Annotated in this window: 12 protein-coding genes; 7 read left to right on the top strand and 5 right to left on the bottom strand. The window is 69.4% G+C overall.

Going from position 1 to position 15,432, the window contains the following annotated elements:
* Position 1: 1 nt before the first annotated feature.
* From AC1DSO_RS11195 to AC1DSO_RS11185, 3 genes are all read left to right on the top strand, one after another.
* Positions 2-2,425, top strand: coding sequence for a TonB-dependent receptor (locus AC1DSO_RS11195; RefSeq protein WP_477068893.1), 2,424 nt, complete (start codon positions 2-4; stop codon positions 2,423-2,425).
* Positions 2,426-2,558: 133 nt separating this feature from the next.
* Positions 2,559-3,398 carry a glycosyltransferase family 2 protein gene (locus AC1DSO_RS11190; protein ID WP_477068892.1) on the top strand — a complete coding sequence of 280 codons (840 nt, stop codon included), beginning with the start codon at positions 2,559-2,561 and terminating at the stop codon, positions 3,396-3,398.
* A gap of 8 nt (positions 3,399-3,406) precedes the next feature.
* The gene (locus tag AC1DSO_RS11185) at positions 3,407-4,183 is read left to right on the top strand and encodes a polysaccharide deacetylase family protein (RefSeq protein WP_477068891.1); all 777 of its coding nucleotides are present in this window, start codon (positions 3,407-3,409) and stop codon (positions 4,181-4,183) included.
* Positions 4,184-4,206: 23 nt separating this feature from the next.
* Here the strand turns inward: AC1DSO_RS11185 and AC1DSO_RS11180 are convergent, their stop codons facing one another.
* Both AC1DSO_RS11180 and AC1DSO_RS11175 read right to left on the bottom strand, forming a co-directional pair.
* Positions 4,207-4,332, bottom strand: a complete 126-nt coding sequence (locus AC1DSO_RS11180; protein ID WP_082009038.1) for a hypothetical protein — start codon at positions 4,330-4,332, stop codon at positions 4,207-4,209.
* A 90-nt stretch (positions 4,333-4,422) separates the two neighbouring features.
* Entirely contained in the window at positions 4,423-5,871 is a 1,449-nt protein-coding gene (locus tag AC1DSO_RS11175; protein ID WP_477068890.1) for a protein adenylyltransferase SelO, read from the bottom strand.
* A 244-nt stretch (positions 5,872-6,115) separates the two neighbouring features.
* On the opposite strand from AC1DSO_RS11175, the gene AC1DSO_RS11170 reads away from it, so the two are divergent.
* Entirely contained in the window at positions 6,116-8,632 is a 2,517-nt protein-coding gene (locus AC1DSO_RS11170) for a TonB-dependent receptor (protein ID WP_477068889.1), read from the top strand.
* Positions 8,633-8,832: 200 nt separating this feature from the next.
* Positions 8,833-11,250, top strand: a complete 2,418-nt coding sequence (locus AC1DSO_RS11165; RefSeq protein WP_477068888.1) for a M20/M25/M40 family metallo-hydrolase — start codon at positions 8,833-8,835, stop codon at positions 11,248-11,250.
* An 829-nt stretch (positions 11,251-12,079) separates the two neighbouring features.
* Here AC1DSO_RS11165 and AC1DSO_RS11160 read toward each other — a convergent pair.
* The 3 genes from AC1DSO_RS11160 to AC1DSO_RS11150 all read right to left on the bottom strand — a co-directional run bounded on the left by AC1DSO_RS11160 (position 12,080) and on the right by AC1DSO_RS11150 (position 12,927).
* Entirely contained in the window at positions 12,080-12,340 is a 261-nt protein-coding gene (locus tag AC1DSO_RS11160; protein WP_477068887.1) for a hypothetical protein, read from the bottom strand.
* Positions 12,337-12,546 carry a hypothetical protein gene (locus AC1DSO_RS11155; RefSeq protein ID WP_477068886.1) on the bottom strand — a complete coding sequence of 70 codons (210 nt, stop codon included), beginning with the start codon at positions 12,544-12,546 and terminating at the stop codon, positions 12,337-12,339. Before AC1DSO_RS11155 ends, AC1DSO_RS11160 begins: the two co-directional genes overlap by 4 nt.
* A gap of 138 nt (positions 12,547-12,684) precedes the next feature.
* Entirely contained in the window at positions 12,685-12,927 is a 243-nt protein-coding gene (locus AC1DSO_RS11150; RefSeq protein WP_477068885.1) for a hypothetical protein, read from the bottom strand.
* Between the two features lie 263 nt (positions 12,928-13,190).
* Between AC1DSO_RS11150 and AC1DSO_RS11145 the strand changes: the two genes are divergently transcribed.
* Both AC1DSO_RS11145 and AC1DSO_RS11140 read left to right on the top strand, forming a co-directional pair.
* Positions 13,191-13,430 carry a hypothetical protein gene (locus tag AC1DSO_RS11145; protein WP_477068884.1) on the top strand — a complete coding sequence of 80 codons (240 nt, stop codon included), beginning with the start codon at positions 13,191-13,193 and terminating at the stop codon, positions 13,428-13,430.
* Positions 13,431-13,848: 418 nt separating this feature from the next.
* Entirely contained in the window at positions 13,849-15,384 is a 1,536-nt protein-coding gene (locus AC1DSO_RS11140) for a cation:proton antiporter (protein ID WP_477068883.1), read from the top strand.
* Positions 15,385-15,432 lie beyond the last annotated feature (48 nt).

The raw sequence follows: 15,432 nt of genomic DNA, 5'->3' as shown, positions 1-15,432 counted from the left end.
CTTGCGCGCGGGCCCGATCCTGAGACGGGCCCCGATCCTTTTCGCCGCCAGCATACTGGGCCTGGGCGCCAGCGGACACGGCGCGGTCGCCGCGGATGTCCGCGCGCCGCTCGACATCCGCAAGGCCACCACCGCGGAAACCCTTATCGAGCTGGGCGTCCGCATGGGCGTATCGGTCGGCGGGGTCGAGACCTGTCAGGGCCCCGGCGTCCCCCTGGTGGGAACCTTCAGCCTCAAGCAGGCGCTGAACCGGGCCACCCTGGGCAAGGGCTGCGGCTATGTCTTCGTCGACGCTCGGACGGTTCGCTTCTCATCCCATCCCCGCCCGCCGGCAGCCGGGCCGGCCAGACCCGTGGTCACCGCGCGACCCACGATCGCCGTGGAGCCGGTCGCTCCGCTGGCCCCTCTGGTCATCAGCGCCGGCAAGCGGCCGCCGCGCCTGGGCAGCCTGCCCGGCGGCGTCAGCGTCATCGGCTCGCCGCAGTTGCAGGACACCGGCGTTGGCGAAACCGGCTCGGTGGCCCGCCAGACGGCCGGCTTCATCACCACCAACCTGGGCGCGGCGCGCAACAAGATCCTGCTGCGCGGCCTGTCGGACGGGACCTTCACCGGGCGGACCCAGTCGACGGTCGGCACCTATCTCGACGACGTGCCGGTCAACTACAACGCGCCCGATCCCGACCTGCGCCTGATCGACGTCGATCGGGTCGAGGTGCTGCGCGGCCCGCAGGGCGCGCTCTACGGCGGCGGCTCGCTCAGCGGCATCTACCGGATCGTCACCCGCCTGCCCGAGCTGGGGGCCTTCTACGGCTCGGCCGGCGCGACCTCCGCGACGACCGAATCCGGCTCGCTCAGCTATCGCTTCGAGGGCGTGGTCAACGCCCCGCTCGGCCAGGTCTCGGCCGTGCGGGCGGCGGTCTATCACGACGTCGACGGCGGCTATCTCGACGACGTCAATCTGCGCCTGTCCAACGTCGACAAGACCACCCGCCGGGGCGGCCGGTTGGCCTGGCGCGTGGACCTGGGCGATTGGCAGGTCAAGCTGGGGGGCGCGGCCCAGAATGTTTCGTCCAAGGACACCCAGTACGTCACGCTCGTGGCCGGGGCCCCGAGACGCGCCAACCAGGTGCGCGAGACCCACCGCAACCGCCTGGGCGAAACCTCGCTGAAGATCAGCGGCTCGGGCGACTGGGGCCATTTCGAGTCGGTCACCGGCTATGTCACCCACAAGTACGCCAGCCGCTACGACGCCACGCTGGCCCTGACGGAGTTCGCCGACGAGGCCGTGGAGCTGGGCCTCTACGACGAATCCGCCCGTCTGCGGATGGTCGTCGAGGACGCGCTCTACACCGGGCCAGAGCGCGGCCGCCTGCGCTGGATGGTCGGGCTGTTCACGGCCACCAGCATCGAGGAAGGCGACGCCGACCTCCGGGCGCGCTCCGGCGGCGTCACCCGCAGCGTCTATGACGAGGAGCGCAAGGATCGTCTGAACGAATACGCCCTCTATGGCGAGGCGACCTACAATCTTGGGGCTGGCTGGAAGGTCGCCTTGGGCGGACGCTCGTTCGAGACCACGATCCACACGCGCTCGTACGTGCTGGCGCCCTATCCCGGCCAGTCGCGCGACCTGGACCGCAAGGCTTCGTTCAGCGGCTTCTCGCCGAAGTTCTCGGTCCAGCGCGACCTGGCCGGCGGCGGGTTGATCTATGCGCTGACGTCGGAGGGCTACCGCGCCGGCGGCTTCAACTCCGGGGGCCTGGCCACGCCCAACGAGGCTCGTCGGGTGTTCCACCCCGACCATCTGCGCAACTACGAGGTCGGCGCGACGCTCAACCCGTTCCGGGGACGGATGAACCTGCGGGCGGCGCTGTTCTACGACGACTGGCGCGACATCCAGACGGACCAGTACTTCGCCTCGGGCCTGTCCTACACCGCCAATATCGGCGACGGGCGCAACCGAGGCCTCGAGGTCGAGGCCGCCTGGAGGGCCACGCCGCACCTGACCTTGTCAGGCAACGCGCTGTTCAACGAACCCAAGCTGACCCGCATCGCGCCGGGCTACGGCATCGCCGACACGGCCAGCCTGCCGGGCGTACCCGATGTCTCGTTCGGCAGCCTGGTCACCTACCAGCGCCCGATCCTGGCCGACGCCACCCTGATGCTGACGGCCGAGACCGGCTATATTGGCGAGTCCCGCCTGACCTTCGATCCGCGCTACTCGCCGTCGATGGGCGGCTATTACACCGGCAAGCTGTCGGCCCAGCTGATGACCGACCGCTGGCGCGCGGCCCTGTTCGTCAGCAATCCCTGGAATAGCTCCAGCGACACCTTCGCCTATGGCAACCCCTTCAGCTTCGGCCAGGTTCGCCAGGTGACGCCGCAACGACCGCGTACGTGGAGCCTGGCCCTGTCAGCCAACTTCTAGGCGTCAAAACCGAAAGCTTGTTGCAAAGCTTACACAATTCTCACCGCGCGGGCGGGGGGCGGCCCTAGCCCGCGCCGTCATCGATTCGAGGACGATCGCCGGGGGGCGTGGTCGTTCAATCGGGGAATTGGTGATGGCCAAGCTTTCGGCGCTGATCTGCGCGCACAACGAAGAGCAGCGTCTGCACGCCTGCTTGGCGGCGCTGTCGTTCTGCGACGAGATCGTCGTGGTCGCTGACCGCTGCAGCGACGGAACCGAGGCCGTGGCGCGCCAGTACGGCGCTCGCGTCGTGTCGGGCATCTTCCCGATCGAGGGTCCGCGCAAGCACGCCGGCATCGCCCGCTGCACCGGCGAATGGATCCTGGAGCTGGACGCCGACGAGGGCGTCAGCCCCGCCTTCGCCCAGGAGGTCCGCGACACCATCGAGCGCGCCGACGCCGCCGACTGGTACCAGATCCCGATCGACAACTATGTCGGCGACCAGCTGGTCCGCCACGGTTGGGGCGGCTCGTTCGGCACCTCGTCGGCGGCGCGCCTGTTCCGCCGCGGCGTGAAGTCCTGGAAGGCCGAGCGAGTCCATCCGGGCGCCAAGCTGGACGGCGCCTTTGGCGGTAGCCTGAAGGAACCCCTGCGCCATATGGTCGACGAAGACATCGCCGACATGTTCGCGCGCCTGGGCCGCTACACCGCCCTGAAGGCCCAAGATCTGGCCGACAGCGGCAAGGTCAAGAGCATCGCCGACGACGCCTTCCGGGGCGTGCGCCGGTTCTTCAAGTGCTACGTCTCGCGCAAGGGCCACCGTGAAGGCGACTTGGGCTTCCTGATCTCGCTGATGGCCGGCCTGTATCCGATCCTGTCAAACCTGAGGGCGCGCGAGATCCTTCGCAGCCGCGCGCGCGACGGGCAGGCGGATCGTCCGGTCGTCCCACCGGCGCCGCTGCCGTTGCGTCGCGCCGAGGCCGCCGCGCAGTAGGGCCGCCGGTGTCGGCCCGCCTGCCCTTCGTCTTCCGCCTGGTTCTTGGTTCCGAGCTCCTGCTCTGGGCCAGAGCGGGACGCACGCCCGTGCTGTGGTGGCGCGACGACGACGCGCGCGTCCCGACCGGGGCGCTGGAGCAACTGCTGAACCTTGCTCGTCGTCATGGCGCCGCCCTGACTCTGGCGTCGATCGCCGGTCCGAACCTGCCGCTGCTGGTTCGTCGGGTCGAGACCGAGCCGGGCGTCGAGATCGCTGTCCACGGGTTCAAGCACATCAATCGCCAACCGGAAGGCCGGAGCTTCGGCGAGATCGTCGAGGGCGACGGCGTCGATTGGGTCAGCGCTCAGCTGCGATCGACCGTGATGGCCTTTCACCGGGCCGGCGCCGCCCCCACCCTGTTCGTGCCGCCCTGGAACAACCTGACGCCGCAGTTGCTCGCGGCCTTGCCGGAATCCTCGATCCTGGCCGTTTCGGGCTTCGACCGGGTCAGCGGCGTCGAGAGTGGGGTCGCGCGGCTGGACGCGCACCTGGACGTGCTGCGCTGGAAAGGCGGCGGCCGTTTCCGGGGGAGCTGGAAATTCCTGTCGCGGATGCGCCGGCTGATGGCCCAGCGACGCCTCGCACACCGATGGGACGAGCCGATCGGCCTGCTGACCCACCATCTTGATCACGACAAGGCGACGTGGCTCTTCCTGGAGCGGTTCCTGGCCGCATTCCCCATGACCGCGCGGCGCCAGCTTACGGGCGACACGACGGCAAAGCTGGAAGCGCTAAGCGCTTAAGGGTCGGGCGCTTAAGTCGGGCGCTAGGCCAGTTCGGGACGGTCGCGCAGGCACTCGCCAATCGCGCGGGCGCAGCCCGGCAGACCCAGGGCGCCCACGAATGACATGGCCACGGCGCAGACCAGCAGGATCGGTTGGAAGAAGCGCATTGGGTGTCTCCACACGGCGTTCGTCGGCGGCACTGTGCCGCAATTGTAAGACGGAACCTTGACGGTTGTTCCGCGCTCGAACGAAAAAATTCAGAACGCGGCTTTTTTACCGCCGTCGCGGCCAAGCTGATACGCCGCCCGCGCCGCCTCGATCCGGCCCAGCTTGGCGTGGAGCGGCGCCCAGTCGTCGTGCTCGGCGATCGGCGCCCACAGCGCCTCGACCTCCTCGATGATCAGTTCCTCGGGCTCGGGCCGCTGGAAGACCGGATCGGCGAGGCGTTCGGGGCGATCGGGCTCGAACGCGGCCAATCTCCGGCGGAAGGTCAGGAAGGCCTCGGTTCCGTAGAGCGCCGCGCGCGGCCCTGCCAGAGCGCGCGCCTCCGAAGCCTCACCACCGAACCAGTCGAAGAAGAAGGGCTCCCAGCGCAAGGCGTCCCCGCCCTCGGCCAAGGCCCGAAAGGCGGCGTTGACCAGCTCGACGTCCGCGTCGGGGTCGAGGGCCTTGACGCCCAGCCGATCCAGCATCGCCGCGCGCAGAGCGATCCGATAGGCGTCGGAGAAGCCGTTCAGCGCCGCCAGCAGTCCAGCCTGGTCGCCGACCAGGGTCAGGCAGGCGGCCAGCTGCTGCAGGTTCCAGAACACCGCCTCGGGCTGACGGCCGAAGCTGTAGAGCCCGGAATGGTCGAAATAGGCGGCGGTGAAGTTCGGGTCGTTGCGTGGCAGGAACCGCCAGGGGCCGTAGTCGAAGCTCTCGCCCGTGACCACCATGTTGTCGGTGTTGAGCACTCCATGCACGAAGCCCGCCGCCATCCAGCGGGACAGCAGGTAGGCGCTGGCCGCCACCGTTGTCTCCAGCAACGCCGCCGTGCGGTCGGGCGCATCGGCCAGGTGCGGGAAATAGGTCTCGACGACATGGTCGACCAATTGGGCGATCAGGTCGCGGCGATCGAAATAGGCCAGGCGCTGAAATGTGCCGAACCGGATGTGGCTGTGCGACAGCCGGGTCAGCACCGCCGAGCGGGTCGGGCTGGGCTCGTCGCCGCGCACCAGGGCCTCACCCGTTTCGACCAGCGAGAAGGCCCGTGAGGTCGGGACGCCCAAGGCCTCCAGCTGGCTGGAGGCCAGGATCTCGCGCACCCCGCCCTTCAGGGTCAGCCGGCCATCGCCCGAGCGCGACCACGGCGTCTGGCCCGAGCCCTTGGTGGCCAGGTCCAGCAGGCGACCAGCTCCCTGCTCCCGAAGCTGGGCGAACAGGAAGCCGCGCCCGTCGCCCAGGTCGGGATTGTAAACGCGGAACTGGTGGCCGTGATAGCGCATGGCCAGCGGGAGCGGCATGTTGGCCGGCAACGGCTCGAAGCGTCCGAAGTGACGGACCCAGTCCGCGTCGCTCAGAGTCTCCAGGCCTATGCTCGCCGCGGCGCGATCGTTCCGAAAGCGAAGGACGGTCCTTGGAAAGTCGGCCGCCTCGACCGGATCGGCGAAGTCGCGTCCCAGCGCCTGGAAACGCGGGTCGGGGCGATAGTCGGGCGAGAAGCTCATGGTCGCCAGATGAGCCTGGCCCGTCGCCCGCGCAAGTCCCTTTCGAAGGTTGATGACGGCGGCGAACGCTGTCGCTTCCCGGCAACAGAAACCGCCAGAACCTTTCCACGGCAAGGGATTTCACTTGCCGAGACCGGGGGTGGCGCCTAACCCTTGGCCATCCATTCGAACAATCGTTCGACGGACCAACGAAAAACAAGCCGGGGGCGGGCAAGCGCTTTCGGCCAACAAACCGAGGTAGGAAATGCGCTTCACCCAGGTGCTTTGCGGCACTGCGTCCGCTGTTGTCCTCGCCGGTCTTGGCGCCTCGAGCGCCGCGCAGGCTCAAACGAGCGACAACCAAACCATCGACAGCATCATCGTCACCGCCCAGAAGCGGGAACAGAACCTGCAGGACGTCCCGGTGGTGGTCACCGCCGTCGGCGCCAAGCTGCTGCAAGACACCGGCGTCAGGGACATCAAGGATCTGACGATCCTGACCCCCGGCCTGACCGTGACCTCGACCTCGTCCGAAGCCTCGACCACCGCCCGCGTGCGCGGCATCGGCACCGTCGGCGACAATCCGGGCCTGGAGAGCTCGGTCGGCGTGGTCATCGACGGCGTCTACCGTCCCCGTAACGGCGTCGGCTTCGGCGACCTGGGCGAGATGGAGCGCATCGAGGTGCTGAAGGGCCCGCAAGGCACCCTGTTCGGCAAGAACACCTCGGCCGGCGTCATCAACGTGGTGACCAAGGAACCCGAGTTCGGCTTCGGCGCCAACGCCGAGGTGACCCTGGGCAATTACGACGCCCATGGCGTCTCGGCCTCGGTCACCGGCCCGCTGGTCGGCGACAAGCTGGCCGGCCGCCTCTACGTCGCGGCTCGCGAGCGCGACGGCTACAACGACGTGATCGTCGGCAACGGCCCGTCCAAGCGCACCCAGGACGCCGACCAGGGCTTCTACACCGTGCGCGGCCAATTGCTGTTCGTGCCTGACGACAAGGCCACCTTCCGTGTCATCGCCGACTATTCGAAGCGCAACGAGAACTGCTGCGGCGCCGTGCAGATCCGCACCGGCCCGACCGCCGGCATCCTGGCCCTGGTCTCGGGCCAGGCGACCCCGGTGGCCGCGACCGCCAACCCGTTCAAGCGCGTGGCCTATTCGAACCGCGGCGCTCCGTCGACCATCGAGGACAAGGGCGTCTCGCTGCAGGGCGACATCGATCTGCCGTTCGGCAGCCTGACCAGCATCTCGGCCATTCGCCAGTGGCGCACCGACAACGGCCAGGACGCCGACTTCAGCACCGCCGACCTCGTCTACCGCAACAAGGACGGCGCCAACCATTCGCAGTTCACGACCTATACCCAGGAACTGCGCCTGGCCGGCAGGAGCGAGAAGTTCGACTGGCTGTTCGGCGCCTTCCTGGCGGACGAGCGCCTGGAGACGCGCACCAACTTCCTCTACGGCAACGACTACGAGCAGTATCTGGGCCGGCTGCTGTCGCGCTCGGGCGCCAATCCGGCGGGCGTGGCCAACTTCATCGCCCTGCTGCTGAACCGCGCCCCGAACACCTCGTTCGCCGCCGGCCAAGGCGTCTATGACCGCTACGACCAGCGCGCCACCACGGTCGCCCTGTTCACCAACGACACCTGGCACGTCACCGACGCGTTCGAGATCACCGCCGGCCTGCGCTATACGTCGGAAGAGAAGAAGCTCGACACCTACCAGACCAACAGCGACGGCGGCGTCGGCTGCGGCACGGCCCTGTCGCCCGCCGGCCAGGCCCGCATCGCCGGCATCGTCGGCGCGGCCTCCACTCCGGTCGTCATCGGCAACCTCTGCCTGCCGTGGGCCAATCCGCTGTTCAACGGCCGCGGCACCAAGCAGTCGCGATCGGACAAGGAGTGGAGCGGCACGCTCAAGGCCTCGTACCGCTTCTCGCCGGAGGTCTTCACCTACGCCTCGTTCGCACGCGGCTACAAGGGCGGCGGCTTCAATCTCGACCGCACCCAGTCGTCGAACGGCCTGCCCTCGGGCGGCAGCGGCGTGACGCCGATCTACGACACCTCGTTCCCCGCGGAATTTGTCGACAGCTACGAGCTCGGGATCAAGAACACCCTGTTCAACCGCACGGTGCTCTTCAACGTCAGCGCCTTCTCGCAGAAGTTCACCGACTTCCAGCTGAACACCTTCCTGGGCACCTCGTTCGTGGTGCGCTCGATCCCCGAGGTGAAGTCCAAGGGCTTCGACGCCGACTTCATGTGGTTCACCCCGGTCAAGGGCCTGATGGTTCAGAGCGGCTTCACCTACGCCTTGACCGAGTACGGCGACCAGCCGATCCCGAACGACCCGGGCAACGCCCTGGCCCTGCTGCCGGGCAGCCGCATGTCGCTGGCTCCGAAGTACTCGGCCTCGGGTTCGATGACCTACGAGACCCCGGTCGGCGGCAATCTGAAGGCCCGCTTCAACCTCGGCGCCAAGTACTCGTCCTCGTACAATACGGGCTCGGACCTGTTCCCGCCGAAGATGCAGAAGGCTTTCACCGTCGTGAACGGCCGCGTGAGCCTGGGCTCGGCTGACGACCGCTGGACCATGGAGCTGTGGGGCCAGAACCTGTTCAACGAGAAGTACATGCAGGTCGCCTTCAACGGCACGCTGCAGGGCTCCTCGGGCCTCAGCGCCACCCAGGCGACCTACAGCCCGGCGCTGGACACGATCACCTACGACGCGTTCCTGGGCGCCCCGCGCACCTACGGCGTGACGCTGCGGTCGAAGTTCTAGCCGGCCTAAAAGTCTAACCGGGAGGGGGAACCGGCGGCGCCAAACGCGTCGCCGGCTTTCGGAAGGGGAAGGGCGATCCGGGCGACCGGGTCGCCCTTTTCATTTCGAGGCCTCCAGTCATTTCGGGGGTTCCGGATCACGGCGCATCACCTCAGCATGGCCTTGGGGTGGGGGATCGATTCGAACCCGGAGGCACGCCGATGAAGACGATCCGCTTCCTCGGATTCTGGATCTGCCTGGTCCTGGGCCTGGCCCTCGGCGCCTGGAGCCAGCGGCCGCCCGCCGCCGTGCCAGTCAGCGCCCCGGCCAGCGCCTTCTCGGCCGACCGGGCCATGGCCGACGTCGCCGCCATCGCCCGCAAGCCCCACCCGACCGGCTCGGCCGAGATCGCCCGGGTCCGCGACCACCTGCTGGCCCGGATCAGCGCGCTGGGCCTTGAGGTCTCGGTCCGTCCGGGCGAGGGCTTCCTGCCCTATTCGAAGGACGGCCGCGCCCTGGGCGCCGCGGCGGTGCAGAACTTGGTCGGCGTGCTGCCGGGCCAGGACCGCGACCTGCCGGCCATCCTGGTGATGAGCCACTATGACTCGGTCCACAATTCGCCCGGCGCGGCCGACGACGCCACCGGCGTGGCCGCCGCCCTGGAGATCGCCCGCGCCCTGAAGAGCGATGGGCCCCATGCCCGCGACGTCATCTTCCTGTTCACCGACGCCGAGGAGCCGGGCCTGCTGGGCGCCGACGCCTTCTTCGCTCGAGACCCGATGCTGCAGCGCGTCGGCCTGGTCGTGAACCTGGAGGCGCGCGGCGACGCCGGCCGAGCCGCGATGTTCCAGACCGGCTCCGGCAACGGCGCGCTGATGGGTGTCTTCGCCCGCGCCGCCAAGGGTCCGTCGGCCAATTCGGTCGCCTCGACCGTCTACGAGAAGATGCCGAACGACACCGATTTCACCCACGCGGTGAAGCGCGGCCTGCCCGGGCTGAACCTGGCCTTCATCGACGACCAGCTGGCCTATCACACGCCGCTGGCCCGGCCCGATCACCTGCAGCGCGGCAGCCTGCAGCACATCGGCGACCAGGCCCTGCCGACCGTGCGCGCCCTGGCCGACGCGGCCCAGCTGCCGGCCCGGACCCAGAACGCCATCTATTCCGACGTGCTGGGCCTGGTCTTGGTCAGCTATCCGCCGGTCGTCGGCTGGATCCTGCTGGGCTTGGCCGCCGTGCTGATCCTGTTCACCGCCTGGCGCACCCTGGCCGGACAGGGCGCCAGCGGCTGGGAGATCGCCCGCGGCGCGGCGGGCCTGCTGCTGATCGCGTCCAGCGCGGGCCTGGTGCTGCACCTGGCCGGCCGGGCGCTGATGATCGAGGACATCCAGCGCTTCTATGGCCTGCTGATCCGCTTCGACCATCTGCTGTGGGGCGCGGGGATCATCGCGGTCGCCGCCGGCCTGGGCGTGGCCACGGCCCAGGCGCGGGGCGCCAGCCGGATCATCCCCTGCGTCGTCGCCCTGGCCCTGGGCGGGGCGTGCAGCCTGGTCGGCGGCTTCGATCCGATCGGCCTTGGCCTCGGCGTCGCCACCTGCGTGTTCGCCGCCGCCGCGCTCGGCTTCCGGACCGGCGCCCTGGGCGCCTGGATCGGCGGGATGATCGTGGTGCTGATCCTGGCCACCGCCGCCCAGGCCCTGGCCCCCGGCCTGACCGTGATGCTGACCTGGCCGCTGCTGGTCGCCGCCATCGGCGCGGCCCTGGTGATCGGCGTCGGCGGCACGCGGGACAAGCGGGTGGCCTTGGCCCTGACCTTCGCCGTCGGCCTCCTGGCCGTGCTGTCGACCGCCCAGCTGGCGGCCTGGGGCGCCTGGACCTTCGCCGGCGTCGGCATGATGGAGCCGGCGATCCTGGCCCTGTTCGCCATGCTGGCCGCCCCGGCTCTGTCGCCGCTGGCCCACGACTTCGCCGCCACCCGCTGGGCCTGGCGCGCCGCCGGGATCCTGGCCATCGCCGGGATCGCCCTGATCGCCAACGCCGCGCGGCTGGGCGGCGAGCCCGGCCGTCCGGCCATCACCCAGGCCCTGCAGGTGGCCGACCTGTCGACCGGCAAGGCCTGGCGGGTCGCCGACCAGCCGCGCCTGGACGCCTGGACCCGGGCCGTGCTGCCCGACGACGGCGGCTCCGAACCGAAGAAGCAGGCCCTGGCCCCGTTCTGGCGGGAGCCGGTGTGGATGTCCGAGACCCGCCCCGCGCCGGTCCTGCCGCCGCAGCTGACCGTCGACCGCGCCGACGACCGCCTGCTGGTCCGGCTGATCCCCGCCCCCGGCGCCGAGATGGTCACCATCCGCCTGCGGCCCAGCGCCCCGCTCAGCCAGCCGCGCCTGAACGGCCGGCCCGTCACCCTGAACACCGTGGCCGGCAAGTGGTCCAGCCTGACCTATCACGCCCCCGACCCGAACGGCGTGACCCTGAGCTTCACGACCGCCGGAACGGGCAAGGTCGAGGTCGCGGCCCTGGAGTATCACGACGGCTGGCCAGCCCTGGCCAAGGCCCCGCCCGCCAAGCCGGCCGAGCTGATGGCCTATGGCATGTCGGACAAGACCGCGGTGCTGGTGCGCGGCGGGCTGAGCTGGTGAGGGGCGTCGCCGCTAGGAACTGATCCTCCCCCGCGATGCGGGGGAGGTGGCCCAGAGGGCCGGAGGGGGCGAGCTGGACGCGGGCCGCATTAGCCCCCTCAGTCGCTCCGCGACAGCTCCCCCGCGAGCGGGGGAGCAGCTACTAGGCGCACGGCTTCGCCGCTTCACGCGGTTCACCGCTGAAGTGGGTGGGGAGGCGACGGAGCGGCCGGGCGAACCCGGAGACCGTAAGGGTTTGTGTGTTTCGGCTCGCTTACCGCTCCGCCAGGCTGTTCTCTGCCGTGAGGACGGCGGGCGTGAGCGTTGTCTGCTCGGGCCTCCGTTACCCCCGGACGGGCGTGGACCAACTGGATCGGCTACTCCGTCTCCAGCTCGGCGATCCACGATAGGCGGTTTTGGATCGATCACCGCCCTGTCGTTTCGCCGCTCAGCCTTGTCCCGACGAGTCCGTCACCCACGTGCGCTCCTAAAGAGTAAGCCACGTGGCCTGACGAGCCAGCCGGGGACCTAACAGCGACCCCGCTCAGCCTATCCCCATCGCCGCTTCGGGCCGGATCCAAGCGCCCTCCCCTTGCGACGGGGACAGCGATGATTGTGCAGYGGGWTTSAACGCGGATCATTCAGACRCGCGTAAAAGTGAGAAGKSGTTGATTTCGYTGGGTTCGRTCTCGCGAACGCCGGGGATACAGCACCGCCAATCCCCGTACTTGCCCCCTCCGCGCCTGCGGCGCTCCTCCCCCGGAGGGGGAAGAAGGGCATACCCCCTTCCGCCCCCTCCGGGGGCGGACGACCGCGAAGCGGTCAGGTGGGGGCCCGCGGCGGTGGCGGCCTACGCGCCCTGGTCCAGGACGCTGGCGTCGACGCCGCCTTCGACGACCTTGACGCCCAGATAGTGCATCTCGCCGCCCAGATAGCTGATCTGGTCCAGCGGTACGGTCTCGTCGCGACGCAGACGGCGGCCGTCATTGAGGGTCAGGCGCAGGGTCATCGCGGCGACCGGGGCGCCGCCGGCGATCGCGGCCTCGATCTGGCCCCGGAACGTGACGGCCGGAGAAAGGAGCGGCTTGGGCTTGGCGGCGGCCTTGATCATGACCGCCCCCAGAAGCCGTGCTCGCCGGAGATCCGGATCTGGCAGGCCTGTCCGGACGCGTGCAGGCTGAGCGCCCGCCGGTGGGCGGCGGCCTTGGCGACTTCCTTATCGGTCGACTGACCGAAGAAGTCGCCATCCTGCTCGACGCTCCACCCACCATCGTGGCGCAGAACGGTGAGAACGGTACGATTGGTGATTTCACGCATTTCGCACCATTAACATGAAATTAAAAGCGCTGCTCGATTAAAGAGACGTCAAATCGGCCGCGTGTTTTTCTTGAACCCGGCCAAGAGGTCGCCCTCTCGAATTCAGAGCGAAAACACGCCCGGAACTTGGCGCGCGCCTCAGAAGAACTCTTCGCCAGCCCCGACGCAGCGGGCGGACCACAGGTCGCCGCGCCACTTGACCTCGATGACGACGAAGTCCTTGCAGGCGGTCCCGCCCTCGCCGCCGATCGTGCAGATGTCGCCCCGGATCAGCGGATGGGCCGACCGCGCCGAGATCGTCACCTCCAGCGCCCGCGCCGACCAGCCATAGACGATCTCGTAGTCGTACGGCCCGAACAGACGGTTCTCCGAGGTGGTCATGGGGAAAGGGGAGAGGTGGTCATGGACGCGACGGCCTCGTTCTCGGCGCGCCTTGTCGAGGGGGCGGCGACGCCTCGAACCATGCGCCTTCCCCTCCGGCAAAGCGAGCGCCGTTCGATCAAGGGCGCGCCAACCGAGCGCCGATGTGCTATCTTGCCAGCGTTCATGTCGACCTGGCGGCTTTCCCAGGCGCTACCGAGGGCCCGCCCTCGCCGATCGGCGGCTTCGATCGCAACTCACCGATCGCAATTCACCGGAGCGACATGACCCAGGCCCCTACCGAGACGCTGCCGGAAAGCCACCTGCGCGCGCTGCAAAGCCTGGCCGAGCGCCAACCGGGCCAGGAGTCCAACTTCGTCAACATCGCCGCCGCCCAGGCCCTGACCTCGCGGGGCCTGGCGCGCCACAGCGGCGGCGGCTGGGAGATCACCCCCCTGGGCCGCAACCACCTGCTGCGCCTGGTCTCGGGCGACGACGTCGACGGCGTGGCCAACGCGCGGTAGGGATTGTCGGCTTCTGAYAGGCGCCGAAACCGCTCGCACTTTCGGCCGCCACGCTCTAGAGCCAATCGACATTCAATTTACCCGCCTTCCTGGGCCTTGTGCCCAGGACCCAGGGTTCAGCTTCGACAGACTTGGGGCCGAGTTCACGGCCTTTCGGCCGCGCGAACCCAGAGAGCCCGGGCCTGCCTCGAACATGGGTCCTGGGCACAAGGCCCAGGAAGGCAGTAGGATTTGCACTTGCCCCAAATGGCAGTGGAACTTGTACCTGCCCCAAATGGCCGTGGGATTTGGGCCTGCCCTAGAAAGCAGTGAAACTTGCACCCGCCCCAGATGAAGATCGATCGGCCCTAGGGACTTCCCTCTTCCTTCACGACCGCTCTAGGCTGCCCCCGGACCTGGCCGAGGGAGAACCGGTCTCGTGAGCTTTTTCGAGAGCCTGCTGATCCTGCTGGCCGCGGCGGTGCTGCTGCTGCAGGCCGCGCGCCGGCTGACCATCCCCTATCCGACCATGCTGGCCGCCGCGGGCGTCGGCCTGGCCCTGATCCCTGGCGCGCCGAAGATCTCGATCGAGCCGCACACGGCGCTGGCCCTGTTCATCGCTCCGGCCCTGGTCGACGCGGCCTTCGACTTCCCGGTCGGCGCGGTCCGGCGGCTGTGGCGGCCGCTGTTCGCCCTGGCCGTGGTCGCCGTGCTGCTGAGCGCCGGCGCCGTGGCCTGGCTGGGTGTGACCCTGGCCGGCCTGCCGATCGCCGCCGCCCTGGCCCTGGGCGCCATCGTCGCCCCGCCCGACGCCGCCGCCGCCACCGCGGTCCTGGGCAGCGTGAAGATGCCGCGCGGCTCGGTCGCGGTGCTGAAGGGCGAGAGCCTGCTGAACGACGCCACCGCCCTCTTGCTATTCTCGGCCGCCACGGCCTTGCAGAGCCAGGGCCAGATCGACGGCGCCCTGGGCCTGCGCCTGACCCTGGCCGCCCCCGGCGGCATCGTGCTGGGCATCGTGCTGGCCCGGCTGATGCGCTTTCTGTCGTCCTACGTGGCCGGCACCCTGGGCGGCAACGTGTTCGAGTTCGTCGCCGCCTTCGGGGTGTGGGTGATCGCCGAGCGGATCGGCCTGTCGCCGGTGCTGTGCCTGGTGGCCTTCGCCATGACCATCGCCCGCACCGCCGGCCTGCGCACCCCGCCCCGGACGCGGATCCACAGCTTCGCCGTCTGGACCTCGGCGGTGTTCGTGCTGAACGTGCTGGCCTTCCTGCTGATGGGCTTCCAGGCCCGGACCATCGTCACGGCCATGGAGCCCGACCGGCTGCGCGACGCGGCGACCTTCGCCGGGGCGGTGATCCTGACCCTGGTCGGGGTGCGCCTGGCCTGGGTGCTGACCTATAACCGGCTGGCCAAGCGGTTCCGCTGGCTGCGCGGCGACGCCAAGCCGAGCTCGCTGCGCCACGGGGTGCTGGTCGGCTGGTGCGGGATGCGGGGCCTGGTCACCCTGGCCACGGCCTTCGCCCTGCCCTCCACCTTCCCGCAGCGCGACCTGATCGTGCTGACCGCCTTCGCCGTGGTGCTGGCCACCCTGGTGGTCCAGGGCATGACCCTGTCGCCGCTGGTCCGGCTGCTGAAGCTGGACGGCGAGAACGGCCTGGAGGACGAGCTGGCCCGGGCCCGCGCCGACCTGGCCGCCACGGCGCTGGCCGCCCTTGAGCACAAGAGCGGCCCGGCCACCGAGCACTGGCGCTACCGCTTCACCGCCGTCGGGGCCGAGGCGGCCCGCGACTGCCCGCCCCTGGAAGCCCGCCGCGCCGTCGGCCTGAAGGCCCTCCACCGCCAACGCGAGCGCCTGGAGGAACTGCGCGACGCCGACACCGTCGGCGCCGACGCCTTCCTGATCCTGCAAGAGGAACTGGATTTCGAGGAGGTCTCGATCAGCCGCGAGGACGAACGGCAGATCGAGGAGGGGTGAGCTGCTTCCCTCTCCCATAGGGAGAGGGGTAGGGGTGAGGGGTTACGG

Source organism: Caulobacter sp. P4_E5 (assembly GCF_056401555.1).
This window is presented reverse-complemented; position numbering and strand designations above follow the sequence as displayed.

Coding starts and splice junctions, on each gene's coding strand:
- AC1DSO_RS11190 (WP_477068892.1), top strand. CDS start 2,559: ATGGCCAAGCTTTCGGCGCTGATCTGCGCGCACAACGAAGAGCAGCGT.
- AC1DSO_RS11180 (WP_082009038.1), bottom strand. CDS start 4,332: ATGCGCTTCTTCCAACCGATCCTGCTGGTCTGCGCCGTGGCCATGTCA.
- AC1DSO_RS11175 (WP_477068890.1), bottom strand. CDS start 5,871: ATGAGCTTCTCGCCCGACTATCGCCCCGACCCGCGTTTCCAGGCGCTG.
- AC1DSO_RS11170 (WP_477068889.1), top strand. CDS start 6,116: ATGCGCTTCACCCAGGTGCTTTGCGGCACTGCGTCCGCTGTTGTCCTC.
- AC1DSO_RS11165 (WP_477068888.1), top strand. CDS start 8,833: ATGAAGACGATCCGCTTCCTCGGATTCTGGATCTGCCTGGTCCTGGGC.
- AC1DSO_RS11160 (WP_477068887.1), bottom strand. CDS start 12,340: ATGATCAAGGCCGCCGCCAAGCCCAAGCCGCTCCTTTCTCCGGCCGTC.
- AC1DSO_RS11155 (WP_477068886.1), bottom strand. CDS start 12,546: ATGCGTGAAATCACCAATCGTACCGTTCTCACCGTTCTGCGCCACGAT.
- AC1DSO_RS11150 (WP_477068885.1), bottom strand. CDS start 12,927: ATGACCACCTCGGAGAACCGTCTGTTCGGGCCGTACGACTACGAGATC.
- AC1DSO_RS11145 (WP_477068884.1), top strand. CDS start 13,191: ATGACCCAGGCCCCTACCGAGACGCTGCCGGAAAGCCACCTGCGCGCG.